At 59.6% G+C, this 23,204-nt stretch carries 22 protein-coding genes; 12 read left to right on the plus strand and 10 right to left on the minus strand.

The features are described from left to right. Nucleotides 1-11 precede the first annotated feature (11 nt). The 7 genes from C1949_RS07970 to C1949_RS08000 all read right to left on the minus strand — a co-directional run bounded on the left by C1949_RS07970 (nucleotide 12) and on the right by C1949_RS08000 (nucleotide 9,723). Entirely contained in the window at nucleotides 12-4,334 is a 4,323-nt protein-coding gene (locus C1949_RS07970) for a glycosyltransferase (RefSeq protein WP_104737946.1), read from the minus strand. Nucleotides 4,335-4,416: 82 nt separating this feature from the next. Then, entirely contained in the window at nucleotides 4,417-4,824 is a 408-nt protein-coding gene (locus C1949_RS07975) for a sugar 3,4-ketoisomerase (RefSeq protein WP_104737947.1), read from the minus strand. 19 nt (nucleotides 4,825-4,843) lie between these two features. After that, nucleotides 4,844-5,962 (minus strand): DegT/DnrJ/EryC1/StrS family aminotransferase, encoded by a 1,119-nt coding sequence (locus C1949_RS07980; protein WP_104737948.1) that lies wholly within the window; start codon nucleotides 5,960-5,962, stop codon nucleotides 4,844-4,846. After that, on the minus strand, nucleotides 5,955-6,698 hold the full coding sequence (locus C1949_RS07985) for a class I SAM-dependent methyltransferase (protein ID WP_170063028.1): 744 nt from the start codon (nucleotides 6,696-6,698) through the stop codon (nucleotides 5,955-5,957). The genes C1949_RS07980 and C1949_RS07985 overlap by 8 nt, the downstream gene beginning before the upstream one ends. Beyond that, nucleotides 6,698-8,098 (minus strand): hypothetical protein, encoded by a 1,401-nt coding sequence (locus C1949_RS07990; RefSeq protein ID WP_104737950.1) that lies wholly within the window; start codon nucleotides 8,096-8,098, stop codon nucleotides 6,698-6,700. The genes C1949_RS07985 and C1949_RS07990 overlap by 1 nt, the downstream gene beginning before the upstream one ends. Continuing rightward, on the minus strand, nucleotides 8,082-8,816 hold the full coding sequence (locus tag C1949_RS07995) for a class I SAM-dependent methyltransferase (protein ID WP_104737951.1): 735 nt from the start codon (nucleotides 8,814-8,816) through the stop codon (nucleotides 8,082-8,084). The genes C1949_RS07990 and C1949_RS07995 overlap by 17 nt, the downstream gene beginning before the upstream one ends. Further along, a complete protein-coding gene (locus C1949_RS08000; RefSeq protein ID WP_104737952.1) occupies nucleotides 8,806-9,723 on the minus strand; it encodes a GNAT family N-acetyltransferase in 918 nt (305 codons plus the stop codon). Before C1949_RS08000 ends, C1949_RS07995 begins: the two co-directional genes overlap by 11 nt. A 133-nt stretch (nucleotides 9,724-9,856) precedes the next feature. Here C1949_RS08000 and rfbB point away from each other — a divergent pair, with 133 nt between their 5' ends. From rfbB to C1949_RS08025, 5 genes are all read left to right on the plus strand, one after another. Beyond that, nucleotides 9,857-10,954: a dTDP-glucose 4,6-dehydratase gene (gene rfbB, locus C1949_RS08005; protein ID WP_104737953.1), complete on the plus strand. Its 1,098-nt coding sequence runs from the start codon at nucleotides 9,857-9,859 to the stop codon at nucleotides 10,952-10,954. Between the two features lie 21 nt (nucleotides 10,955-10,975). Continuing rightward, nucleotides 10,976-11,854 carry a glucose-1-phosphate thymidylyltransferase RfbA gene (rfbA, locus tag C1949_RS08010; protein WP_104737954.1) on the plus strand — a complete coding sequence of 293 codons (879 nt, stop codon included), beginning with the start codon at nucleotides 10,976-10,978 and terminating at the stop codon, nucleotides 11,852-11,854. Further along, nucleotides 11,851-12,396 carry a dTDP-4-dehydrorhamnose 3,5-epimerase gene (gene rfbC / locus C1949_RS08015; protein ID WP_104737955.1) on the plus strand — a complete coding sequence of 182 codons (546 nt, stop codon included), beginning with the start codon at nucleotides 11,851-11,853 and terminating at the stop codon, nucleotides 12,394-12,396. Before rfbA ends, rfbC begins: the two co-directional genes overlap by 4 nt. Continuing rightward, nucleotides 12,396-13,274 carry a dTDP-4-dehydrorhamnose reductase gene (gene rfbD, locus C1949_RS08020; protein ID WP_104737956.1) on the plus strand — a complete coding sequence of 293 codons (879 nt, stop codon included), beginning with the start codon at nucleotides 12,396-12,398 and terminating at the stop codon, nucleotides 13,272-13,274. The genes rfbC and rfbD overlap by 1 nt, the downstream gene beginning before the upstream one ends. Before the next feature lie 122 nt (nucleotides 13,275-13,396). Continuing rightward, nucleotides 13,397-14,263, plus strand: a complete 867-nt coding sequence (locus C1949_RS08025; protein WP_170063030.1) for an alpha/beta fold hydrolase — start codon at nucleotides 13,397-13,399, stop codon at nucleotides 14,261-14,263. Nucleotides 14,264-14,397: 134 nt separating this feature from the next. On the opposite strand, the gene C1949_RS08030 is transcribed toward C1949_RS08025, so the two are convergent. Then, entirely contained in the window at nucleotides 14,398-15,249 is an 852-nt protein-coding gene (locus tag C1949_RS08030; RefSeq protein WP_104737958.1) for an SDR family NAD(P)-dependent oxidoreductase, read from the minus strand. A 215-nt stretch (nucleotides 15,250-15,464) separates the two neighbouring features. Between C1949_RS08030 and C1949_RS08035 the strand changes: the two genes are divergently transcribed. Next, the gene (locus C1949_RS08035; protein ID WP_104737959.1) at nucleotides 15,465-16,718 is read left to right on the plus strand and encodes a transporter substrate-binding domain-containing protein; all 1,254 of its coding nucleotides are present in this window, start codon (nucleotides 15,465-15,467) and stop codon (nucleotides 16,716-16,718) included. Further along, complete coding sequence (locus C1949_RS08040; RefSeq protein ID WP_104737960.1) at nucleotides 16,715-17,140, plus strand: PA0061/PA0062 family lipoprotein; 426 nt, start codon at nucleotides 16,715-16,717, stop codon at nucleotides 17,138-17,140. Before C1949_RS08035 ends, C1949_RS08040 begins: the two co-directional genes overlap by 4 nt. On the opposite strand, the gene C1949_RS08045 is transcribed toward C1949_RS08040, so the two are convergent. Further along, nucleotides 17,141-17,932, minus strand: a complete 792-nt coding sequence (locus tag C1949_RS08045) for a hydroxypyruvate isomerase family protein (protein ID WP_104737961.1) — start codon at nucleotides 17,930-17,932, stop codon at nucleotides 17,141-17,143. A gap of 165 nt (nucleotides 17,933-18,097) precedes the next feature. Here C1949_RS08045 and C1949_RS08050 point away from each other — a divergent pair, with 165 nt between their 5' ends. Genes C1949_RS08050 through phnE form a run of 4 tightly spaced genes read left to right on the plus strand, consistent with a single transcriptional unit; the run spans nucleotide 18,098 to nucleotide 21,361 of the window. Further along, nucleotides 18,098-18,967, plus strand: a complete 870-nt coding sequence (locus C1949_RS08050; RefSeq protein ID WP_104737962.1) for a putative selenate ABC transporter substrate-binding protein — start codon at nucleotides 18,098-18,100, stop codon at nucleotides 18,965-18,967. Then, complete coding sequence (locus C1949_RS08055) at nucleotides 18,964-19,767, plus strand: phosphonate ABC transporter ATP-binding protein (protein ID WP_104737963.1); 804 nt, start codon at nucleotides 18,964-18,966, stop codon at nucleotides 19,765-19,767. The genes C1949_RS08050 and C1949_RS08055 overlap by 4 nt, the downstream gene beginning before the upstream one ends. Then, nucleotides 19,767-20,600 carry a PhnE/PtxC family ABC transporter permease gene (locus C1949_RS08060; protein WP_104737964.1) on the plus strand — a complete coding sequence of 278 codons (834 nt, stop codon included), beginning with the start codon at nucleotides 19,767-19,769 and terminating at the stop codon, nucleotides 20,598-20,600. The genes C1949_RS08055 and C1949_RS08060 overlap by 1 nt, the downstream gene beginning before the upstream one ends. Further along, nucleotides 20,597-21,361 carry a phosphonate ABC transporter, permease protein PhnE gene (gene phnE, locus C1949_RS08065; protein ID WP_104737965.1) on the plus strand — a complete coding sequence of 255 codons (765 nt, stop codon included), beginning with the start codon at nucleotides 20,597-20,599 and terminating at the stop codon, nucleotides 21,359-21,361. Before C1949_RS08060 ends, phnE begins: the two co-directional genes overlap by 4 nt. Before the next feature lie 27 nt (nucleotides 21,362-21,388). On the opposite strand, the gene C1949_RS08070 is transcribed toward phnE, so the two are convergent. After that, nucleotides 21,389-21,691: a DUF2288 domain-containing protein gene (locus C1949_RS08070; protein WP_104737966.1), complete on the minus strand. Its 303-nt coding sequence runs from the start codon at nucleotides 21,689-21,691 to the stop codon at nucleotides 21,389-21,391. Nucleotides 21,692-21,999: 308 nt separating this feature from the next. On the opposite strand from C1949_RS08070, the gene C1949_RS08075 reads away from it, so the two are divergent. Further along, on the plus strand, nucleotides 22,000-23,127 hold the full coding sequence (locus tag C1949_RS08075) for a branched-chain amino acid ABC transporter substrate-binding protein (RefSeq protein ID WP_104737967.1): 1,128 nt from the start codon (nucleotides 22,000-22,002) through the stop codon (nucleotides 23,125-23,127). The last annotated feature ends 77 nt before the right edge of the window (nucleotides 23,128-23,204 follow it).

Raw genomic sequence — 23,204 nt, forward strand, 5'->3', positions numbered from 1 at the left:
TGCCCAACGGTTCAGGGCAACCAGCCCTGCTGCCAGGCGGTGAGCCCCTGCTCGTCCAACATCCAGCGCGCACGCACCGCCTGCTGCAGGGCCCTGCCCTGGCTGGCTGAGGCGGCAGCGTCGGCCAGGTGCATGCGAATCGCCTCCATCCAGTCGCGATAACGGTTCTTCACTCGAGTTACCGGCAAATCACCCGCGTAACAGCGTACGTCCGAGCAGATGACCGGGTACGCGCAGATGCCATATTCGAGCAGACGCAGATTACTCTTGCACTCGTTGAACAGGTTCTCTTCAACTGGGGCCAATGCCAGGTCCAGATTAAGGCTTGCCAGCTTACGCGGATACTCGTCGATCCGTACACCGGGATGAAATTCATGCACATAGGGCCTGATCGCATCCGGACACATCCCAAAGAACACCCACTCAACCTCACTTGCCAGATCACGAACAACATCCATGATCAGTTCAAGGTCACCAGTATGACTGGAGCCACCAGCCCAGCCGACGCGCGGTTTTCCGGACTGCCCCCGCAGAGACTCCGGCAGGTTGCCCCAAATGCGCGGCTCCAGCCGATTGGGGACCATGCGAATATCAGGGTGATAACCACTCAGCGCCTCAGCCAACGGTTCGGTGGAAACAACGAACCGGTCTACCAGCGCAAGACCGCGCTTGAGCGAGCGCACGATGTCCTTGGGCATATGTGCCCGGTGAACACTCTTCATCGGCAGATTGGGTAGATAGTCGTCAAGCTCATACACTTTAAAGGCTGGAGAGAAGGCTTTCATGCGCCGCATCGCTTCCAAACGCTCGTCACCGATCTGGCGCTGCAAAATGATCACATCCGGGTTGTATCGCTCAAGGTCAGCAGGGTGCATCAACCCTTGTGAAAGCGCACCGTCCACCAGCCCGGCCGCCAACAACGCGCCGAACGGTTGAATCACACGATAGTGCCCGCAACCAAAGATGTCGGCAGGGTGCGCCAGCACAACTGGACTGGGCCGCCAGATATCCAGCGGCCGCCAGGAAATCTGCGTATCAGTCAGCTTGAAGCCGCCCTTCCTTACTAAGGAAAAATTCGCGTTATAGGCAGGATCCCGTGCCAAGCGTGGCAGCCAACGTTGATAGAGTTTGTCCTCAACCTCAGTAGGCAACGCCTCAGGTGTGCTCGCAAGCAACAGCGTAGCCGCCGGCGTCCAGACCAACAGATGGCCGTTTGCCGTCAACCGCAGGCACAGATCCAGCAGCGCCGCTTGACCATCAAACTCGACAGCGTCAAGACCACCAAGCTCAACGTAGACAGACTTGCGGACCAGCACACAGCCCGCACCCAGCGCGCTTGGATTCAGGTCAACCTGCAGGCGCTGCATATAGCCGGGCGCATCGACCGACTCACCGACAAACACCCTGCCCGCGGGCCCCTGCAGCCCAAGTACAAGACCGGCACTGGTTACCTTGCCATCAGCATCAATCGCTTTGGCACCTACAGCGCCCACCTCCGGCCGCAGTCCATGATTGAGCAGCGCGTCCAGCCAACCGGCCTCCAGCACCGCCGCCTCTGCCTGTAACAACAACAGATAGTCACCCTCGGCGTTCAAGGCTGCCTGGTTGTATAGGTCGCTGTCGGACAGCTCCGTGGCTGAACGCAGGACCAGCAGTTGATCACTCGCCATCTCTTCAACCGACTGCAGCCACTGCAGCGTTGCCGGATCAGAGCTCGCGTTATCCACCAGCAGAATCTGATATCTGGGGTACCGAGTATGCTCCAGCACACTCATGACACAGCGCTGGGCTGCCGCCAGTTGGTCTCGTACGATAATGACGATGGAGACTAAAGGCTGCTCGCTGTGTCCGTATTCGACCCGATACTGCCCAGGCCGAACCGCCACAACAGCAGCCTGGTCATAGCCACGCGCACGCAGATGCCGGGTGATGGCGTCACGCTCGTTTACGGAGTCGGTAAGCAGTGATGCCGAGTTCAGCACCAGTGGCTCGGAAACATGCCCAAAACCGCTCACTCCCTGCTGGTTGATCAGACGCAACACCACATCCAGCTCCATGGCCTCGCCACTATCTTGCGCGAAGCCTCCCAGCCCCAGTAGTTCGGTGCGTCGGAACAACCAGTTACCGATCAGGCCACGAGGAAAACTCAACAAGTAGTCGAGGTTGAAGTCCGGACGCAAAAGGGGACCAAGGTCATCACCTTCCTGGTGCCACAACGCATCCGCATAGATGGCACGGCAGTCGGGGTTGGCCAACAATTCCAGCGACACCACCTGCACCCCGCTGGAAACCAGCTCATCGCCGGCCTGCAACAACATGACCCAGTCGCAGGTCAGCTCTGCCAGCAAACGGTTTAGCGCTTCGACCCAGTCTTGCTGCTCACATTGACTCCAGGCTGGCATCGAGTTATCCGGCCGCGCGCCGGTACTCAACACATGCAGCGAGATGTTCCCGGCATCGACGTCGCAGGTCAGTGAGCGGATCGACCGCGCCAACGCAGCTGCGTCGGCAGCCATATCCAGTACAAGAACAGTCAGCGTCGCGCCAGCGGATCGACACGCTTCAATGTGCTCCTTCGCAAGTCGCTGCTGCACCGGCGTCATCACCCGAGAAGCGAGCCAGGTGCGCACTGGCGTCGCATCGACCTTGCCGGTCACCCCAAGGCTTCGGAGCTGAAGCGCTCGCCCCTTGCGAACACGGTCACTGGCCAAATCAGAATGGCGTCGATAGATCTCCTGGTATAAAGAGGCGAACCGCTCTCGTTCGCGGCTCAACATATGATCATCCGAACCGCTTCCAGCTTCCCGGGTCCGCACCTCGGCGGTGACGTCCGCCACATGCACCAGAGGGAAGCGAGCCGCCAGGCGCAGCAGCAGGTCCCAATCTTCGAGCGCGGTCAGGCTGGTATCGAACTGCCCGACGTCGCGCAGCATAGAGCGCGGATGAGCCCAGGTATTTACCGGTATGTAGTTATGAATGAACAGTCGCTCACGGTCATAACTGTCGTGTACAAACTGGACTTCACGCGAGAGCTCTACCCGTTCACCCGCCTCAATACGTTCGGCAACGTATTCTACCCCGGTATAAACAACACATTCGCCGTGCTCCTCGAACGCCGCAAGCAGCGTCTGCAGGTGAGATGGCGCATAGCAGTCGTCGTCATCCAGGTAGCAAACGTAGCGCCCGCGCGCCAGCGCCAGTGCCGAGTTGCGCGCAGCAGACAAACCCTCGTTGCGCCCCTTGTAGATATACGTGAGCGGAAAATCAAACTCACCCAGCAGCGCTTCCACTGGCTCACCGTGGTCATTCACCAGAATCACTTCGAAGTCACGCAGAGTCTGGGCAGACAGACTGCGTAATGCGTCCAGCAGCATCGCCGGACGGTTGTAGGTGGTCACCACCACAGAAAAAAGAAAATCGGAACTCGCCTCATCCACCTCAGGAAGAGCAAAGAGCAAACGTCGCACTCGCGTAATATCGTCGCGGTACTTGGCAACCACCTCTGGCGAGAAATGCGACATGCGCCCCTCGACCAACTGCCAAACCCTTTCAGCTGCCGCTTGCAGGCGCGGCCGAGTCGCCAGATCAAGCAGGTTCAGTTCGAGGATGTGCAGATGCTCCCATAGCGGCCGCTCGGAGCGATAAAAATCCTGAGATACCTGGTTGCCGTGCACCCGATAGCCTACCGACGAGCGTCTGACAAAGGCGAAGTTCGGGTGATGGCGGGCAATCCGAACCCACAGCTCCCAATCACCCGCGAGCATCCCTTCTTGCGCGTAATCGCCGTTCTCGAGGCGAATATCATCCAAAATGCTGCGACGCAGCATCACCGTCGAGGGCGTGATGTAGTTGTCGAATGACAACAAATCAACAACCTCATCTCGCCCACCGGAATAGGACTGGGGCAGGTGTCCGCGATGGTCCACATACTTCAGCACCTTCCCGGCCTCATCAATCCACGTACATTGCGAATAGGCCAGGGCAGCCTCAGGATTGGCATCCAGGGCCTTGACCAGCTCGGCCAGGTGCCCGGGATACAGAACATCATCAGAGCCAAGCACGACAACATAGCGGCCCGTTCCGCAGACCACACACTTGTTGAAGTTGCCGGTCTGTCCGAGGTTCTCAGCGTTTACCTGCACGCTGAGCCGCGGGTCTTTCTGGTAGCGGCGGACAACATCCAAAGAGCCGTCAGTGGAGCAGTCATCCACAATGATCAGCTCAAGCTCAACATCCTGCTGGGCCAGAACCGATTCGATGGTCTCACCGATGTAGCGTGCATTGTTGTACGACATGACAACAACGGAAACATCAACAGGTTTTTCAACGCGCATGGGATTCCCTGATTCCTGGATTAACCGGGTGAGAAAGAGCCCCCCGGCAATAAATAAACGTCATCGCAACAGCACTGATGGATCAGCGCGATGCTGCCGCACAGAACTGCTGGTAATCGCGAAAATAGTCACTCTCGTCATAGTGCGCGGAGGCCAACACCATGCAGACAGAACCACCTGAAAAGTTGTCCATCTCTCGCCACACCATCGGCGTAATCAGCAGGCCATAATGCGGCCGAGCCAGGTGGAACTTTCTCTTTTCGCACCCGTCATCCAGCAAGATGTCGAAGCTGCCGGACATCGCGATGATCAACTGAGACAACTCGCGATGGGCATGCCCACCACGGTGCGAGCCGGCAGGAACGTCATACAGATAGTACGCACGGCGTATATCGAAGGGTACGTGACGTCCGCCCTCGACAAAGGTCAAATTGCCACGCTGATCATGTACTTGCGGCAATTCGATAATTCGACAATCGTCCAGCGCCAAGGTGAGGTCTCCTGTGTTGTTATTCGGACCAAGCCGCACCGGAGAACCGATTGCAGGCATCAATGACAGACTGCGAGTCCACCCCAGGATAAATCGGCAGACTGAGCACGCTTTCCGACAGACGCTCGGTAATCGGCAAGACCCGGGTGCTCAAATCAGCATAGGCTCCCTGGCGATGTGGCGGCAGCGGGTAATGTATCAGGCAACCGATACCTTCGCGGGTCAGGTGCTCGCGCAAGCGCTCGCGCTCGCGACAGCGCACAACGTAAAGGTGCCAGGCATGCTCGTCTAAGACACCCGTCGGCAGTTTGAGTGCAGAATTGGCAATTCCCTGCTGATAAGCCAGCGCTGCCGCCCTGCGCCCAGTCAGATGTTGTTCCAGTTCGTTCAGCTTGATATTCAGAATCGCTGCCTGTAACTCATCCATCCGACTGTTGCTTCCCTTAACGGGAAAAATGTACTTCTCACTGGATCCGTAGTTTGCAAGACAGCGCACCACGCCTGCCAGCTCCGGATCCGAGGTCGTCACCGCGCCGGCATCTCCGAGAGCGCCGAGCACCTTGCCCGGGTAAAAGCTAAAACCGGCAGCGTGCCCCCAACTGCCGGCCCGCTGTCCCTCACACGTCGCGCCATGCGCCTGAGCCGCATCTTCCAGCACCAGCAAGCCGTGCTCCTGTGCCAGCGACATAATCGCCGGCATGTCGACCATACGACCATACAGATGCACCGGCAAAACCACGCGTGTACGCGCTGTGAGCGCACGCCGAACACCGTCTGCGTCAAGATTGAAAGAGTCAGCATCGGGGTCAACCGGCACCGGCACCAAACCGCTGGCGCTGATCGCCAGCAGCGTTGCGATGTAGGTGTTGGCGGGCACGATGACTTCGTCGCCATCGCTCAGTTGCCCGAGTTCCTTCCACCCTCTCAGCACCAGGGTAAGCGCATCCAGCCCATTGGCCACGCCGATAGCGGCAGCGCACCCGCAGTAGCGCGCAAACCGACCCTCGAAAGCGGCAACCTCCTCGCCGAGCAGGTAATAACCCGAATCCATAACACGGTCCAACGCTTCTCGAATTGCCGGGCGAAAAGGCTCGTTAAGCGCTCTCAGATCGAGAAACGGAACACGAGCATCAGCCATCGGACGCACTCGCCAGACGGACACGCACAGCCAGATTTGCAAGCAATTGCGCAGGCAACTGCTCACTGAGTGCATTGAGCCCTGCGATCAGCCCCTCGCTGTACTCAAGCATCATTGAGTTGGGCAGCGTCTTGAGGAAAAACCCCTTGCTCTCGATCACCTCAAAACCACCGGCTTCAAGGTCAGCAATCAACCCGGCGAGGTCATACACTCGCTGATGTCCCACGACCTTGTCGCGGGCGCTAAGCGTATCCAGCTCTGGCTGCAGCCCCATCAAGACCGCAAGACGCCGGTGCAACGACTCACTGTTGGGAACGACCACGATCATCTCCGAATCCGGCCCCATCCAATTGGCCATGTGGCGCAGCAGGCTAACCGGATCGTCAACGTGTTCCAGAACATGCAACGCCAAGACCCGGTCGTAGGGCTGCGCAGACTGATGCTCCTCAAACAATTGATGCAGAACCTCAACCTTCGGATGCTCACGCCGCACACGCTCCGCGAGGCTCTTCGCGCCTTCGATTACCCGGTAACTCGGAACCAGCGGACTAAGCCGAGAGAGGGTTATTCCGTCACCATATCCCAGTTCCAGCACGCTTTCTGCGCCTTGCAGATGACCAGCGATCCAATCACAGCAGTAGTGTTGGCAAGCACTTTCAATAAAGCGGTCCGGCACCTCATCACTGAGATGGTAGCGCTGAGCGATATGCTCAAGACTTTCCAGAGAATCCGTCATCAATGGCTCCAGGTTCGGGCCAGCTTGAGCCCTTGAATAATCTGATCGTTGAATGAAGAAACGCCCATTCCGAGCAAGCTCGCGGTCAGCTCCAGTCCAGGCCATTGAGCGGCGGCGTCGCCAAGCTGGCGGCTGAAGTCCAACAGCGACTGATCGGCAAATGGCAACGCACCGCTCGCATCGATACTGCGCAGCAGGCGGAAGTCTTCTGGCTGACTGATAACACCGAACTCGACCAGCTCCGCAAAGACCCTATTCTGCAATGCAGCATCATCCAGGCCAGGGTAAACGTGCTCGGCCCACTGTGGATTCAGCTCGACCGTCACTCGACAGAGAGGATCGTCAGTCCCGGCCGCGACATCCTGGTTGGTTACACGGTAAATGGCATACCGCTCATCCAACACCAACAGACAACTGTCCAGACTTAAGAGACTGGTTCTCGGAATCAGCCCGAAGCAGATCCGCACCGAGGCGCCCACGGGCGGCTTCTGCCCAATCCCAAGCAGCTCGGCTGCCCGCCCCTGAGCCAGGCCCATGACCAACACCGGGGCACGCCAACTACTGCCATCAACGGTCGTAACCAGCCCACCACAGGCCTCAGGTTCACAGCGCTCAAGCGGAGTCTCGACGAGGGTCACGCCGGCAGCGAGCATGCTCGCCTGCAACTCCCTGACGAACGCCCCGGTAAACCCCTCTTGCGCGGCGCGAAACGGATATTCTGGCAACCCGCAAGGCTCGCCCTGCAACGCCGCCTTGAGGGTCTCTGGGTAGTAGAGAGGCAGCCACGCCAAGCGATGCCAGGGTGCCAGAATATCGCGACTGGAGCGGCGGGTTATCTTCTGCACCAGCCCTTCGAACAACGCGTGCAGCGGCGCGCCATGGTTTGCCAGCGAAGCCTCCTCATAGCTGACCCACTGATAGCCGGGCGTCAGCTTGCGAGAAGCGTGCAGCACGCCCGGATCGGGCAGCGCAGCCACAGCTTCAGCCAGCTCCGGGCGACAGGCAGCGGACGCAAAGTAATCAAGCCGGTTGGCAATCACAAAGTCAGGGTGGCGTTGCCCATCAAGCCATACTGACGGTGTAGGCACCGGCACCGTCGTCACAAACTGCCCGACATATTCGGCGACTACCGCCGCAAACCGCGCAGAATCGTTGCGGACCCGATCATCGTAGCCAGTTACATCCGTCGACTGTTCGCCACGCATCACCTGCTCAAACAGCACCATCCCGATATCGAAGTCGTAATTATCGATACGCATTCCGGTGAAATGGGCACCGGGACGCTTGCTATCGGTAAGCATGATTACCGAGCGCCCCTGCAAGGCGAGCTCTCGTCCAGCGACCATCAGGGCAAGATTGTTGCCCAGCAATACAACATCGGCGTCAGCAGAGTTTGGCATTGGCATATATCTCCGAACCGAACGCCGGCAATCGCCGGCACAGTTTGAACAAGCCTTCTAGGTGGTCAGCAGTCAGCATCCCCTGATCAACCAGCTGCTGCATCTGCGCATGGGTAAACGGCTTAATGAAAAAACTGCCACTGTCCTGGACTGCAAAACCGTTGGCCTCAAGCAACGACTGCAACGACTCCTGGCTGAAAGTGCTGTGCTGCTGCATGCGGGTCTGAGTGCCGGATAGAGTAAAGGGGTCTTCAATCAGCCCCATTTCGACCGCCAGCAGGCGGTGAATCGAATACGCATTGGGCACGTTGAAATGCACCAGCGTGTCAGTACCGCAGATCCGTCTGACCGCAGCCAACAGCGCCTCAGGATGCTCAACCTCATGCAACAGACTGCTGACAATGACCATATCGGGTTCGCCATCGAGCTGATCGGCAACGTCTTCCAGACGCCCCTCCAGGACATGCACACGAGGGTCATCAGCCGACAGGACACGGGCGTTGGAGGCAAACTCGGCGGCCGGCTCGACCACCGTGATCACCTCTGAACCAGTCCAGTCACAGAACAACGGGCGCAATCCACAACCCACTTCCACCAGCCGTCGCGGCTCGCAGGCGGCGATCTGCTCCAGAACCACGCGCCGCCGGAACGACAGTTGCGTCGCCTCGAACGGCAACGCGTGATAGTCCTGTTGATACTGCTGCAAGTCACGACTCAAGGGTTTTCTCCAGTCTGAATTTCAGCGAAGCCTCGCAGCCGAGCCCCCGCTTAAAGCGAATCAGGCCGTGATTGGCCTGACCGTCAGCGCTTGCAGTACCAATATCGAGCAGGGCGATGGCCTGCTGTTGACAGTATTCATAGATGGCACTGGCAAGCAGGGTTATGGGGCTAAACTGGGAAAACGCCGCCTCATCGCCCCAATAGAAAACATAAAGCACTTCAGGCGACACCCGCAGACACACCGCCGATGCGACCATCTGCTGTGCAGCATGACAAGCAAACAACTGAACCTGCTCCGGGAAAAGCACCTGCATCTGGGTAAGTTGCGCGAGGGTCATGGTCATTGGATACCCTTTGCCCAACCGGTTGCGCGCTATCACCTGATAAATTGCCGGCAGCTCAGTCGGCTCTGCCATTCTGGCGGCAAAGCCCTCACGCTGGCACTTGTTCAAGCGCTTTCGATTAGCATAATTGAGGTGTTCCAGCAGCGGCCTGGTGTCCACGTCAATCGCATAGTTGGCATCGCAGAGCGATTCGGTGAAGCCCAAAGAGCGCAACACAAAAAACTGCTCCGCGGCCCGTTCCTCGGCGTGCGCCATGGGGGGCAACAGTATTTCCAGGCGCTCAACACCCTGTCGGTGCAGATATTCCAGTACCGCAACCAGAAACGCCTCAAGCTCCTGCACGCTAACGTCCGCAAAGAAGCTAACCCCACCATAGGTACCGCGTCGCGGGGACCGCCAGCAACCGGGGTTTACCTCGCTGGCATGCAGGCACATGACCGCGCGCCCTTTGAGAACCCATTGGAAAAAGCAGGCATTGTCCGGCGCATGCAAACGGAAGAATGCCTCGGTATTAAACAGCCTGTCCTGTGGCTGGCTCACAAACTGATTAACGCTCAGCACACGCCACCTCCGGCGTCCGGAATTCTTTACATCGACTTATCATCTACCAACAATCCATGGGCTGCCTGACATAAACTGCGTAACGACCAAAACCTGACACTTAACATCCGATTTGGTAAGGGAGGCAATTATCTTGCCAGCCAACAGCAACAGCCCTGCTCGCAAACTGTTAATCACCGGTGGCGCCGGCTTCATAGGTTCTGCCGTAGTCCGCACTCTGCTGGCAAGTACAGCTCATCAGGTACTGAACGTCGACAAACTGACATATGCTGGCAACCTGAACTCACTTCCGGGTGCCACTGAGTCGCCGCGTTACCGATTCGCCCAGCAGGACATCACCGACCAGGCGGCAATGAGCCTGCTGTTACAGGAATTTCAGCCGGACATCGTCATGCACCTGGCTGCCGAGTCGCACGTTGACCGCTCCATCGACGGCCCCAACGAGTTTATTCAGACCAATATCGTCGGCACCTACAACCTGCTGGAAGCCTGTCGCGGCTACTGGCAAGGCCTGTCACAAGAGCACCAGGCCCGCTTTCGCTTTCACCACGTTTCGACCGACGAAGTGTACGGCGACCTCGAAGGTGACGAAGATCTGTTCCGCGAGACCACGGCCTACGCACCCAGCTCCCCTTATTCCGCCAGCAAGGCAGCCTCTGACCACCTAGTGCGTGCGTGGCAACGCACCTTCGGTCTGCCGACAGTCATAACCAACTGCTCCAATAACTACGGCCCCTACCACTTCCCGGAAAAGCTGATCCCGCACATCATTCTCAACGCGCTCCAAGGAAAGTCCCTGCCGGTGTACGGCGACGGCGCTCAGGTGCGCGACTGGCTGTATGTCGAAGACCACGCCAGGGCGCTGATTGAGGTCGCAACCCGAGGAGAAGTTGGCCAGACCTACAACATCGGCGGGCACAACGAGAAACGCAATATCGAGGTAGTCGAAACGCTGTGTGCGCTGCTAGACGAGCTGGCGTCCGCTGAACGGCCTGCACAGATCACCAGCTATCGTGAGTTGATTACATTCGTCAAAGATCGACCCGGGCATGACCGACGCTACGCCATCGACGCGTCAAAAATTCAGCGCGAGCTAGGCTGGGTACCACAGGAAACCTTTGAAAGCGGCATCCGCAAGACCGTGGAATGGTATTTGCTTAACCGACGATGGTGGCAAGATGTTCTCAACGGCAACTACAAGTTGAACAGGCTCGGCAACACCGAACACTGACTCCAACAACAGGAAACGCGCATGAAAGGCATCATTCTGGCTGGCGGCTCCGGTACTCGGCTGCACCCGATCACCCGCGGTGTTTCCAAGCAACTGCTGCCTATCTACGACAAGCCGATGATCTACTACCCGCTGTCAGTACTTATGCTCGCTGGCATTCGGGAAATCCTGATCATATCCACACCGCAGGACCTTCCGAATTTCCGCAACCTGTTGGGTGACGGCAGCGACTTCGGCATCCAGCTGAGCTACGCAGAACAACCCTCACCCGACGGGCTCGCCCAAGCTTTTCTGATCGGCGAGCAGTTCATTGGCGACAGCAACGTATGCCTGATTCTTGGCGACAACATTTTCTACGGTTACGGCTTCAGTTCCATGCTCAAGGAGGCTTCGGCACGTGCAACAGGCGCCACGGTTTTTGGCTACCACGTCAGCGATCCGGAGCGCTTCGGTGTCGTTGAGTTCGATGCCGGCGGCACCGCCATATCGATTGAGGAAAAACCTGCAACGCCAAAGTCCAACTATGCTGTTACCGGGCTCTACTTCTATGACAACGACGTGATAGAGATCGCCCGCAACATCAAGCCCTCCGCCCGTGGAGAACTTGAAATAACCGATGTCAATATGGCCTACCTGCGCCGTGGCGATCTCAAGGTCAGCCTGTTGGGGCGTGGCTTTGCCTGGCTGGACACCGGAACCCACGACTCACTGATGGATGCCAGCGCCTTTGTCCAGACCATTGAAGCGCGCCAGGGATTGAAGGTGGCCTGCCTTGAGGAAGTCGCCTTTCGCCAGGGCTGGTTATCGGCGGAGAAGCTTGAAGCAGAGGCCACTGCCCTGAGCAAGACGGGCTACGGCCAGTACCTGCTCCGCCTGCTACAGCAGGAAGGCGATCAATGAAAGTACAGCAGACAACACTGCCTGGAGTCCTGTTGCTGCAACCCCAGACATTTGGTGACGAGCGCGGCTTCTTCCTGGAGAGCTTCCAGAGCCAGCGCTATCGCGACATCGGCATCGAGCTGCCCTTTGTTCAAGACAACCATTCGCGATCGGGCCGAGGCGTGCTTCGTGGTCTGCACTTCCAGCGTACCCGGCCACAGGGCAAGTTGGTGCGCGTAAGCCGTGGCAGTGTATTCGACGTTGTAGTCGACATTAATCCCCAGTCAGCGACCTTCGGCCAGCACGTCGCCGCCACGCTCTCCGACGAAAACCACCTGCAGATGTGGATTCCGCCCGGCTACGCCCATGGTTTTTGCGTCACCAGCGATGTCGCCGACTTTGAATACAAGTGCACCGACTATTACCTGCCGAGCGACGAAGGGGGCGTTTTGTGGAGCGATCCCGAACTGGCCATCGAGTGGCCGGTAGCCGACCCCATATTGTCTGACAAGGACCGCAACCACCCACTTTTGCGCGCTCTGATTCAGACCGAGAATACTTGATGCGGGTATTGCTGATTGGCGGAAGCGGACAGGTCGGGCAGGCCCTGCTGGACTGCAAACCTGATGCGGTAGAGTGCATTGCACCACACTCTACCGAGTTGAACCTGGAGAACAGAGAGCAGGTCCGCCAATGGATTGCTCACACGCGCCCGCATTTGATCATCAATGCGGCCGCCTACACCGCAGTGGACAACGCAGAAGGTGAACCTGAGCGTGCATTTCAGATCAACGCTGCGGCTGTAGCGGCCCTGGCAGCGGCCGCTGCCGAAGCCAATGCCAGGCTGTTCCAGCTGTCAACCGACTATGTTTTTGACGGCAACGCTGAGGCGCCCTATCCGGAAACAGCGGCCTGTCATCCACTCAGCGTCTATGGCGCCAGCAAGCTGGCAGGTGAGGAAGCGGTTCTGGAGCTGGGCAGGGCCGGCCTGGTAATGCGCACCAGCTGGGTCTTCAGCTCGCATGGCAGCAACTTTGTCAAAACCATGCTGCGACTCGGTGCCGAGCGCAAGGAGCTCGGCGTAGTGGACGATCAAATCGGCGGCCCGACTCCTGCTGGGGCCATTGCCACGGCGCTCTGGCAACTGGCCGACCACGAGAACGCCAGCGGCATCTACCATCTGAGCGGGACACCCAGCTGCAGCTGGTACACCTTTGCCGGTCAGATATTCGCCGACGCCACCGCCTGCAGACTATTACCCCAGAGCCCGGCGCTGTCTCCCATCACCAGTGCACAGTTCCCGACCGCGGCCCGTCGCCCCGGCTGGTCGGTACTCGACTGCAGCAAGCTGAAACTCGAATGCGGTATCACGCAGCCTGACTGGCGGCCAGCGCTAAGGGCGATGATCGAGGAGTTGGCCAGTCAACAGGCTGTTGAATGACACCCTGATGAACACAGACAAACGGCAACCTGATGCAACGCCCCTGTCATCTGCCTGGGGTTAGCTGGGGGCACTCCGGTCGGCGCACCGCGTCGGCAACCCCTACTGACATCGAGGTGCCCATGTACGCTGAGAAAGCTGTTATTCGCGTGCACCGTGATTTGCAGGTGCACACCTGGTTTTACCCCAATCCCGCCAGCGAGACGACCATCATCCTGGTCAACGGCTCGCTGGCAACCAGTGCATCCTTCGGCCAGACCCTGCGTTATCTGCAGCCGCTGTGCAATGTGGTGCTGTTCGACCAGCCGTACAGCGGTCACTCGCGCCCGCACAACCCCTCGCTGCCGTTGATCGGCAAGGAAGATGAAGCACTGATCCTGCTCGACCTGATAGAACACTTCCAGGCCGATCAGGTCATGTCGTTCTCGTGGGGAGGCGTGGCCACCATGCTGGCGCTGGCGCAACGGCCGTCACGTATTCAGCGTGCCGTCATCTCCTCTTTCTCGCCCATACTCAACCCGCACATGCAGGACTACCTGACGCGCGGCAAGACGCATTTGGCAGCCTGTGATCGACAGGCTATCGCCCTGCTGATCAACGATACCATCGGCGAACATCTACCTTCGCTGTACAAGCGTTGCAATTTCCGTCATGTCAGCAGCCTGGATGAACACGAATACAGCCAGATGCTGTTCCACATACGTCAGGTACTGGAGCTCGACGCAGGGCAGTACATGAGCTGCGTGCGCAACATCGACATTCCGCTATTGTTCATCAATGGCGCATGGGACAAGTACACCAGCGTGGAGGATGCCCGCAGCTTTGGTCGGTTGGCGACCAACGCGCGCTTCGTGAGCGTCGCGCATACGGGGCACTTTCTGGAGATGGAGCATAAAACAGCGATGCAGGATACCCGCGCCGCAGTCGAGGGTTTTGTGCTGGGAGAGCCTGCCAGAGCCGCCAGGCAGAAACTGGCGTTGGCAGGCTGAAAAACACCCGACAGACAGTAAGACCGAGTTTCAACTCGGCCAACGTGCTGCATTCCCGCCTGCAGGTCGAGCCGGGGCTCGACCTGCCCAAAAACCGCCTGCTCCGCTACTGCGGCATGCAGCGGAGCAGCCTGTTACTGGGGATTCAGCGAGTCGAATACGGTCTGTTCGTTGTCCGCTGCCTGCGCGCGCAGGGCAATCAACTGCTTGATCTTGCGATGCGGGAACACATAGAACTGGTTGGCCTCAACCGCCTTGACGGTCATTTCGGCGACGTCGGACGCTTGAATCTTGCCCTTGGCAACTGCAGCCTTGGTCATCTCGCTACGCTTGATCGCAACCTCACTGAGGGCGACCGTATCGGCCTTGTCAGCCGGACGGTTACGCTCGGACTCGGAAATACCGGTGGGGAAGAACGCCGGGCACAAGCAGGTCACGCCGACGTTGGCACCCACGTCACGCAGATCCAGCGCCAGGGTTTCAGACAGTGCAACGACTGAGTGCTTGCTGACGTTGTAGACCGCCATGTTCGGACCATTGAGCCAGCCGGCGGCAGAGGCAGTATTAACGATGTGGCCTTCACCCTGCTCAATCATCATCGGGGTGAACACCTTGACGCCCCAGATCACGCCGTAGACGTTAACGCCCATCACCCACTCCCAGTCATCCGGGGTGTTTTCCCAGGCGGCACCACCAACGCTGACGCCCGCGTTATTGAACAGCAGATGAGCACCACCAAAGCGCGACTTGCACAGGTCGGCCAACGCTTGTACCTGTTCCAGCTTGGAGACATCCAGACGCATGGTGGCTGATTCGGTGCCTGGTGCTGCGTCTTCAACCAGACGCAACGTTTCCTGCATGCCGCGCTCGTCCACATCCCCCAGCACCAGCTTCATGCCGCGTGCCGCGCAGCACAGCGCCAGTTCGCGACCGAGGCCACTGCCACCACCTGTGATTACCGCCACCTTGCCCTGAAGGTCTTGCATGCTGTGTCTCCTCGTAAAATGCACTACATCGCTTATGCGCAGACTTGCTGATAATAAGTTGTCTGAATAGGATGCGCCGCCGAACACCGTTCCACCAGCGCTATCGGTCTGCTTGATCAGACAGCAGCAATCGGATTTATCGAAATATTTCCAACCGCCGATAACGCCGACGATTTCACCTATATTGATAAAGAACCCTTCAGGAACTGCCGCCGATGCTCCGCGTATTGATGCTGCCACTGCTGATTTTGTTGGCCTGCACGACTCAGGCTGGGAGCATTCGTCTGAACACCGACATTTTTCCGCCCTATCAGGTACGTGAAGGGGACCGGCTGGCGGGCAGCTCAGTCAAGGCGCTAGCCTGTATTTTCGACGCCATGCAAGTCGAGTACGAGATTCGCGTGCTACCGTGGGAACGAGCGATCCAGGAGGTCGCCGACGGCAAGGCCGAAGGTTTTTTTTCCGCCACCCGAATGAATCGAGCGAGCAGCTTTGCCACCCTTTCGGCCCCGCTTGCGCTGGAGAAGTGGTATTGGTTCAGCAACAGCGCCAGCCGGCCACCGAGCCTGGGGCTAGGCTCGAGCTTGCGCGTTGCCGGCATCCGTGGCAGCAACGAAGTCGAGTGGCTGCAGCAACACGGGTATCGGGTTGATCCGCTGGTCAGCGGCACCGGGCAACTGCTGCAATTGCTGCAACGCGACCGAGTTGATGCATTCCTCGCCGACCAGCAAACGCTGCGGATCGAAATGACCAGACAGCCCACGGTGCTGCGTCCCAGGTTTGCGCATTTCCAGCAGTACACCACTCTGGGCGTCTATTTTTCCAATCACTACATCGGCAGACATCCCGACTTCCTCGAACGATTCAATAACCATGTCTTCGGCTGCTTGCCCGAGTTTGGTGTGCTGCGAGCCGATGAACGCCAGCGACTGCACAGGCTTCACGACACGCTGTTTGACCGGTGGCGCCACGAGCCAGCCCTTATCGCCGCGGTCGCCGAGCAGAACCAGCGCAATCAGACGCTGTCTATCCAGCAAATTGAGCAGCTGGATCAGCAGTGGCGCCAGGAGCAAAGGCTGCCCGCTGACCAGCGGCCACTGACCAACCGCATTCTGAATACCCCATTGGCCAAGTGGCTGCGGGCCAAACAGGCCGAGCACGATGGCGTCATCAGTGAGATCATTGTCACCGACCAACAGGGCTTGAACGTTGCCATTAGCGAACCCACGACCGACTACTGGCAGGGCGACGAGACCAAGTTCGCCGATCCGTTCTTTTCCGATCAGCCCTACATGAGCACGCTAAACTATGACCAATCCACTCGCCGCTTTCAGGTTCACGTCAGTACCAGCATTCACGACCCGCAGGGCGGTGCCGTGATTGGCGTTCTTATCATCGGCCTGGACATCGAGAAGGCGCTACGCATGGAAGACCTGGAACCCCACAACATCAAGGCGGAAACGCCATGAACAGACTGTCAGTGGTTGCGGCATGTCTGCTGCTTGCCGCCTGCTCAGCACAACCCCAGCCCCCGCTTGCCAGCGACCGCGTCAGGGTTACTCTGGACGCTGATGTCGGCAGTCTGGTACGCGCCTACAGGCTGGACGGCGTGCCAGAGCGCAGCTTGCGCTTCGACGACTTCACGCCCGGCCAGCATGAGCTGCAGGTCCGATTCGAATTTGAAGTGTCCACCGGCGGATCGGTACAAGGCGCACTTAACAGCGGTCGACGCACCTGCATCATGGCGGTAAAACACAACTTCATGCCCGGACAACACTACCGCTTTGAGCTGGCCCGCCGCGGCTGGCGCCCGGCGGGCTGGCTGTATGATGATCACAGCGATGAACCGCTGGCCCGAGCCAGCGAAGTACGTTGTGGCCCCGGAGTCTGATCAGCCGACCCAGCCAGCCGCCCGCCAGTCTGCCAACCACGCCAGGGTGTCGTTCACACCCGGCCGATATTCGGCGGCCAGCCAGCCACGATAGTTGGCCTCATCAAGTGCCTGCATTGCGCCGACAAAGTCGAGGCTACCCGAACCGGGCGCGCCGCGACCCGGCGCGTCAGCGAATTGCACATGACCAATCCGTCCGGCCAACCGGCCAATCGACTCCGGCAACGCCTCGCCCATGCGCACCATGTGATAAAGATCAAGCTGGGCAGACAGATTCGAGTGATCAACCCGGGCCAGCAAATCGTCCAACTCAGCGGAGCTGGAGACCAAAAAACCCGGCATATCCAGCCGATTGATCGCTTCGCAGCAGACGCCCACCCCCAGACCGGCAAAGCGGTCGGCCGCCAGCCGCAGATTGTCGGCCAGACAGGCCAGTGCGGCCTCCCGCTCAACGCCATCGGCCAGCCGCCCCGGCAAGACATTAACGCGCTGCGGCCGAGCGCGCTCGGCATATGCCACGGCCTGCTCCAGAGCGGCCTGGAACCCGGCGCGGCATTCGGGCACAGCAGCCAGCCCGGCTCCGCCTTGCATCAGGTCACCAGCAGGTACATTGATCAACACGAGCGGCAGCGCCAGACGCGCCAACTCACGCTCAAGCTGACTGGCCGCCAGCTCATAGGGAAACTGGATTTCCACCCCGGCAAAGCCAGCCGCGCAGGCAGCAGCCGGCCGCTCATGCAAAGGCAGTTCGGAAAACAACATCGACAGATTGGCAGCCAGCGGCCAGCGCATGGGAAGACTCCGAGCGAAAACCGGCAGTGTAATCCAAGCGACAACAATTGCGCCTGCATCGAAGCAGTGCTTCGCCTCGTCATCATTTTTCACTAAACTGCGCACACGCCCTGCCCAAGTAACAAGCTTGAGCTTGAGTATTCCGCTATTGAACCGGAGAAAATCATGTCTGAACGCCGTCGCCCCGCCGCGCTGCTGGCAGGCCTTTGCCTGTCTGTTGCCACCCTGTTCTCTGCTGCTGCCAGCGCTGAAACAACCGAACTTCGCGTTTCTGCCATTCCGGATGAAGCACCTACCGAGTTGCTGCGCAAGTTTGAACCCCTCGGTAATTACCTGCAGGAGCAACTGGGCATCCCGGTCGTATTCCAACCGGTATCCGACTACGCCGGCGTAGTCGAAGCGCTGGGCTCCAAGCGTCTGGATATGGCCTGGCTCGGCGGTTTTACCTTCGTGCAAGCCAAGCTGCGCACCGGCAACGCCATTCCGCTGGTACAGCGTGAACAGGATGAAGTCTTTACCAGCACCTTCATCACCGCGGACCCGGACGTACACAGCCACGCCGACCTCAAGGGTAAAAGCTTCGCCTTTGGCTCGGTCTCGTCCACCTCAGGCCACCTGATGCCACGCTACTTCCTGCAACAGGACGGTATTGACCCGGATACCTTCTTCAGCCGCGTTGGTTTCTCCGGCGCCCACGACGCCACCGTCGCCTGGGTCGAGTCCGGCAAGGTAGACGCAGGGGTACTGAACTCCTCGGTCTGGGAAAAACTGCTTGAGCAGGATAAGGTCGACACCAGCAAGGTACACGTCTACACCACAACCCCGACCTACTACGATTACAACTGGACGGTGCGCGGTGATCTGGAGCCGGAACTGGTTGAACGCATCCGTGCCGCCTTCCTGGCACTGGACCCGGCCAACCCGGCGCACAAGACCATCCTCGATCTGCAACGCGCCTCGCGCTTCGTACCGACCAGCGCCGAGAACTACACCGGCATTGAAGAAGCCGCACGCTCAGCGGGCCTGCTGGAGTGAGTGTCCGCCTGTCCGGGGTGGGCTATGTCCACCCCAACGGGCAAACGGCACTGCAGGCAGTTGACTTGACGCTGGCACCGGGCGAACAGGTCGCCATTATTGGCCCGTCCGGTGCGGGAAAAACCACGTTATTGCGGCTGCTCGCCACCAGCCTGCTGCCCAGCAGCGGCGAGCTGGATCTGCTCAACCAGCGCCCGGCAAGGCTACGTGGCGGCGCCCTACGACGCCTGCGCAGCCGCATTGGTCTGATCCACCAGAGCCCACCTCTGCCACCGCGACAGCGGGTGGTCACCGCCGTACTGGCCGGGCGATTGGGCCAGTGGTCACTGCTGCGCGCACTGGTCTCGCTGTGCTACCCGCTGGACATCCCGGGGGCGCGGCAGGAACTGGCCCGTCTGGACCTGGCCGATCGTGTGTTCGAGCGCTGCGATCAGTTGTCCGGCGGCCAACAGCAACGCGTCGGCATTGCTCGCACCCTGTATCAACGCCCGGACCTGCTGCTGGCCGACGAGCCAGTTTCGGCGATGGACCCGGTGCTGGCCGATCACACGCTGAGCCTGCTGGGTGAAGTTGCCCGCGAACGACAGCTCCCCCTGATCGCCAGCCTGCATGCAGTGGATCTGGCGCTCAAGCACTTCCCACGTATTGTCGGCCTGCGCGCTGGCAAGGTGCTGTTCGATAAACCGGCTGACGAGGTGAGCGAGCAGGACCTGACCGCACTCTACGCCAACAGCACACTGTCAGCAGGTACGCCCAGGCCGTTGTCCGGCGACCCTGCCCGGCCGGTCCGCTGCCTGTGATGCCTGCGTCTGCCCACTGGCGCCAACGCGACCCTGCCGCGCTGCCCCGCGCTCTGCTGACGGCGGTTATATTGCTGCTGCTCTGGCCCGGCCTGCAGCTAACCGAATTTCGTCCGCAGACGCTGTTCAACAGCCAGAGTCTGGAAACCATGGGCCGCTTTCTCAGCGGCTTCTGGCCTCCGGCGACCGACGCCGAATTTCTCCGCCTGCTGGTACGCGCTACGCTGGAAACCCTCGCCATGGCAACCGCCGGTATGGCGCTAGCCTTGTTACTGGCAATCCCTGCCAGCCTGATGGCCACCCGCGCGCTGTCGGTCTCCGCTTTACTAACGGGCCGGCCCAGCCGACTGGGGCGGGCCTTGCGGTACCCGATGCGTCTGCTGTTGATTGTGCTGCGCAGCATCCCGGAGATCGTCTGGGCGCTGCTGTTCGTCCGGGCCGTGGGCCTGGGGCCGACCGCCGGGGTGCTGGCCATTGCCATTACCTACAGCGGTATGCTCGGTAAGGTCTACGCCGAGATTCTCGAGTCAGTCGATCAGGCGCCGGCACGGGCATTACTGCAGAGTGGCAGCTCGCGCACTGCCGCCTTCTTTTATGGCCTGCTGCCCAATGCAGCACAGGAGCTGACTTCCTACAGCCTCTACCGCTGGGAGTGTGCAGTACGGGCTTCGGTCGTAATGGGCTTTGTCGGTGCCGGCGGACTGGGTCAGATGATTGACCTGTCGATTCGCATGTTTGCCGGTGGTGAGGTGGTAAGCATCCTGCTGACCTTCCTGCTGCTGGTACTGTTCGCAGACCAGATCAGCCTGCACCTGCGCAGGAGGCTGGCATGAAACGCATACTGGCCAACCTGGTCACCCTGACTCTGCTATGCGGCGCGGTTGCTGCCTCGTTTATCTGGCTGCAACTGGATTTCAGTGCGCTGGTCACCGCCGATGGGCGCGAACAGATGGCCCGCTATGTGGCGGCCTTCTTCCCACCCAATACCACCCCGGCGTGGCTGGCCAAGCTCTGGCAAGGGGCGCTGGAAACGCTGGCTATCTCGGCGATCGGTACACTGCTGGCAGCCTTGTTCGGCGCCGTTCTCAGCCTGCTCGCTGCCGGCCGCATGGGTGCTGTCGCCCGCAGCCTCTGCCGGCTGCTCCTCAACGCGCTACGTTCGGTACCGGAACTGGTCTGGGCGGCACTGATGGTGCTGGCTGCCGGGCTCGGCCCCTTTGCCGGCACACTGGCACTGGCGCTGCATACCACTGGGGTACTTGGCAGGCTGTTCGCCGAGGCGCTGGAAAATACTCCGACCGCTCCGGCCGTTGCCCTGCGTGAGTCCGGCGCCGGGCGCATTACCGCGTTCCTGTACGGCACCCTGCCCGGCGTCCTGCCGCAATGGCTGTCTTACACCCTGTATCGCTGGGAAAACAACATCCGCATGGCTGCGGTACTCGGCTTTGTCGGCGCTGGAGGGCTCGGCCAGATGCTGCACGTCACACTCAGCCTGTTCCAGCAGTCCAAAGCCTCCAGCGTCATCATTGCGATGCTGGCGATGGTGCTGCTGGTCGATGCCTTGAGCGGTTGGTTACGTGCCCGACTAGGCTAAACAAACGCCCACCGTTAAGCAGACCGATCAGGCCGCCCGCTCCTGCACCAGCACCCAGGGCCGAATCACCACCGCCCACAGGGTATCCGGATCACGCTCGGCCCAATCGGCGGCGCAACTGTCGCTTGCCACCTGCAGCTTGCCAGAGTCCATCCAGCCTTTGATTGCTTCGCTGTTGTCCTCCATCATCGCCGCCGCCACTTGCACCAGATCCAGCGCCGCATCAACTGCCAGCAGGTCGCCGCGGGCAAAATGCGGCTCCAGCACCTTCCATTCGATCTGCGCAGTCGCGCCAAGAATCGCCGCGTAGGCTTCATCTGATACCGTCATACTCGCTCACAGTCTCCCTTGGTTTAAGCCGCAGAATACTAATGCCCTCGCGCCGTAACGCAAGCCACTGTTGTACTTCAGATGACGCAGGTTCTGCATAAATGGCTATTCTTGATCCGAAGATGTCGCCATAAAGACAGATTATTGCAGTTTGAGGACATGGGTTTATTTTTTGCACAACCCAGATTCCATTGGCCACAGGACGGTTGCTAAACTGCGCCGGTACAGTTCCGAACCGATGTCGCGTTCTATTACGAAGCACTGCACCGACCCCTTTTTCGGCATAACAACATAAGTGAGCAGATGACATGAAAATGGCACACAAAAAAGCACTTTCCCGGATGATCGCCGCAGCGGCGCTGGTTGGCGCCAGCACCTGTGCAGTCGCAGCGGACACCATCAAGATCGCTCTGGCCGGCCCGGTTACCGGCCCGGTTGCCCAGTATGGAGACATGCAGTTCATTGGCGCCAAGATGGCCATTGAGCAGATCAACAACGCTGGCGGCGTAAACGGTGCCCAGCTCGAAGGTGTGGTGTTTGACGATGCCTGTGATCCGAAGCAGGCCGTAGCGGTGGCCAACCGGATCGTCAATGAGGGCATCAGCTTTGTGGTTGGTCACCTCTGCTCCAGCTCGACCCAGCCCGCATCCGATATCTATGAGGAAGAAGGCATCCTGATGATCACTGCGGCCTCTACCAGCCCTGAGATCACCGACCGCGGCTACCAGATGGTCTTCCGTACCATCGGCCTCGACAGCCTGCAGGGCCCGACCGCCGGCAACTATATCGTCGAGCACATCCACCCGCAGAAAGTTGCCGTCATCCATGATAAGCAGCAATACGGCGAAGGTATTGCTACCGCCGTGCGTGATGTGCTGCTGGCCAATGACGTTGAAGTACCGGTATTCGAAGGCATCACCGCCGGCGACAAGGACTTCTCTGCCCTGATCGCCAAGCTGCGCCAGGCCGACGTGGACTTCGTCTACTACGGCGGCTATCACCCCGAACTCGGCCTGATCCTGCGCCAGGCTGGCGAACAGGGTCTGGACGTTCGCTTCATGGGTCCGGAAGGCGTCGGTAACACTGACATCTCCGCGATCGCCGGTGAAGCATCGGAAGGCCTGCTGGTTACCCTGCCGAAAGCTTTCGATCAGGACCCGAAGAACGCCCACCTGGTTGAGGCATTCAAGGCCAAAAACGAAGACCCCTCCGGTCCGTTCGTGTTCCCGGCCTACGCAGCAGTCCAGGTCATTGCCGACGGTATTCGGATCGCTGACAGCACCGACACCGAAGCCGTAGCTGACGCCCTGCGCAGCAACAGCTTCGAAACCCCGACCGGCACTCTCAGCTTCGATGAAAAGGGCGACCTGAAGGACTTCAACTTCGTCGTCTATGAATGGCACGCTGACGCCAGCAAGACCGCACTGACCGAGTAATCGACCCGCAACGGGCCTGCCCAACCCTGCGTTGGCAGGCCCGCTTTTTTAGCGTCGAACGCACGCCTGTGCGGACC

Origin of the sequence: Halopseudomonas oceani (assembly GCF_002903165.1) — a bacterium.
GTDB classification, from domain to species: domain Bacteria; phylum Pseudomonadota; class Gammaproteobacteria; order Pseudomonadales; family Pseudomonadaceae; genus Halopseudomonas; species Halopseudomonas oceani.

What these genes read in the sequence shown, in the direction of transcription:
- C1949_RS08045 (WP_104737961.1), bottom strand. Translation starts at nt 17,932, where the DNA reads ATGCGCTGGCCGCTGGCTGCCAATCTGTCGATGTTGTTTTCCGAACTG.
- C1949_RS08070 (WP_104737966.1), bottom strand. Translation starts at nt 21,691, where the DNA reads ATGACGGTATCAGATGAAGCCTACGCGGCGATTCTTGGCGCGACTGCG.
- phnE (WP_104737965.1), top strand. Translation starts at nt 20,597, where the DNA reads ATGAAACGCATACTGGCCAACCTGGTCACCCTGACTCTGCTATGCGGC.
- C1949_RS07980 (WP_104737948.1), bottom strand. Translation starts at nt 5,962, where the DNA reads ATGGCTGATGCTCGTGTTCCGTTTCTCGATCTGAGAGCGCTTAACGAG.
- C1949_RS08025 (WP_170063030.1), top strand. Translation starts at nt 13,397, where the DNA reads ATGTACGCTGAGAAAGCTGTTATTCGCGTGCACCGTGATTTGCAGGTG.
- C1949_RS08035 (WP_104737959.1), top strand. Translation starts at nt 15,465, where the DNA reads ATGCTCCGCGTATTGATGCTGCCACTGCTGATTTTGTTGGCCTGCACG.
- C1949_RS08050 (WP_104737962.1), top strand. Translation starts at nt 18,098, where the DNA reads ATGTCTGAACGCCGTCGCCCCGCCGCGCTGCTGGCAGGCCTTTGCCTG.
- C1949_RS08040 (WP_104737960.1), top strand. Translation starts at nt 16,715, where the DNA reads ATGAACAGACTGTCAGTGGTTGCGGCATGTCTGCTGCTTGCCGCCTGC.
- C1949_RS08030 (WP_104737958.1), bottom strand. Translation starts at nt 15,249, where the DNA reads ATGCAAGACCTTCAGGGCAAGGTGGCGGTAATCACAGGTGGTGGCAGT.
- rfbC (WP_104737955.1), top strand. Translation starts at nt 11,851, where the DNA reads ATGAAAGTACAGCAGACAACACTGCCTGGAGTCCTGTTGCTGCAACCC.
- C1949_RS08075 (WP_104737967.1), top strand. Translation starts at nt 22,000, where the DNA reads ATGAAAATGGCACACAAAAAAGCACTTTCCCGGATGATCGCCGCAGCG.
- rfbA (WP_104737954.1), top strand. Translation starts at nt 10,976, where the DNA reads ATGAAAGGCATCATTCTGGCTGGCGGCTCCGGTACTCGGCTGCACCCG.
- C1949_RS07970 (WP_104737946.1), bottom strand. Translation starts at nt 4,334, where the DNA reads ATGCGCGTTGAAAAACCTGTTGATGTTTCCGTTGTTGTCATGTCGTAC.
- C1949_RS07985 (WP_170063028.1), bottom strand. Translation starts at nt 6,698, where the DNA reads ATGACGGATTCTCTGGAAAGTCTTGAGCATATCGCTCAGCGCTACCAT.
- rfbD (WP_104737956.1), top strand. Translation starts at nt 12,396, where the DNA reads ATGCGGGTATTGCTGATTGGCGGAAGCGGACAGGTCGGGCAGGCCCTG.
- C1949_RS07990 (WP_104737950.1), bottom strand. Translation starts at nt 8,098, where the DNA reads ATGCCAAACTCTGCTGACGCCGATGTTGTATTGCTGGGCAACAATCTT.
- C1949_RS08060 (WP_104737964.1), top strand. Translation starts at nt 19,767, where the DNA reads ATGCCTGCGTCTGCCCACTGGCGCCAACGCGACCCTGCCGCGCTGCCC.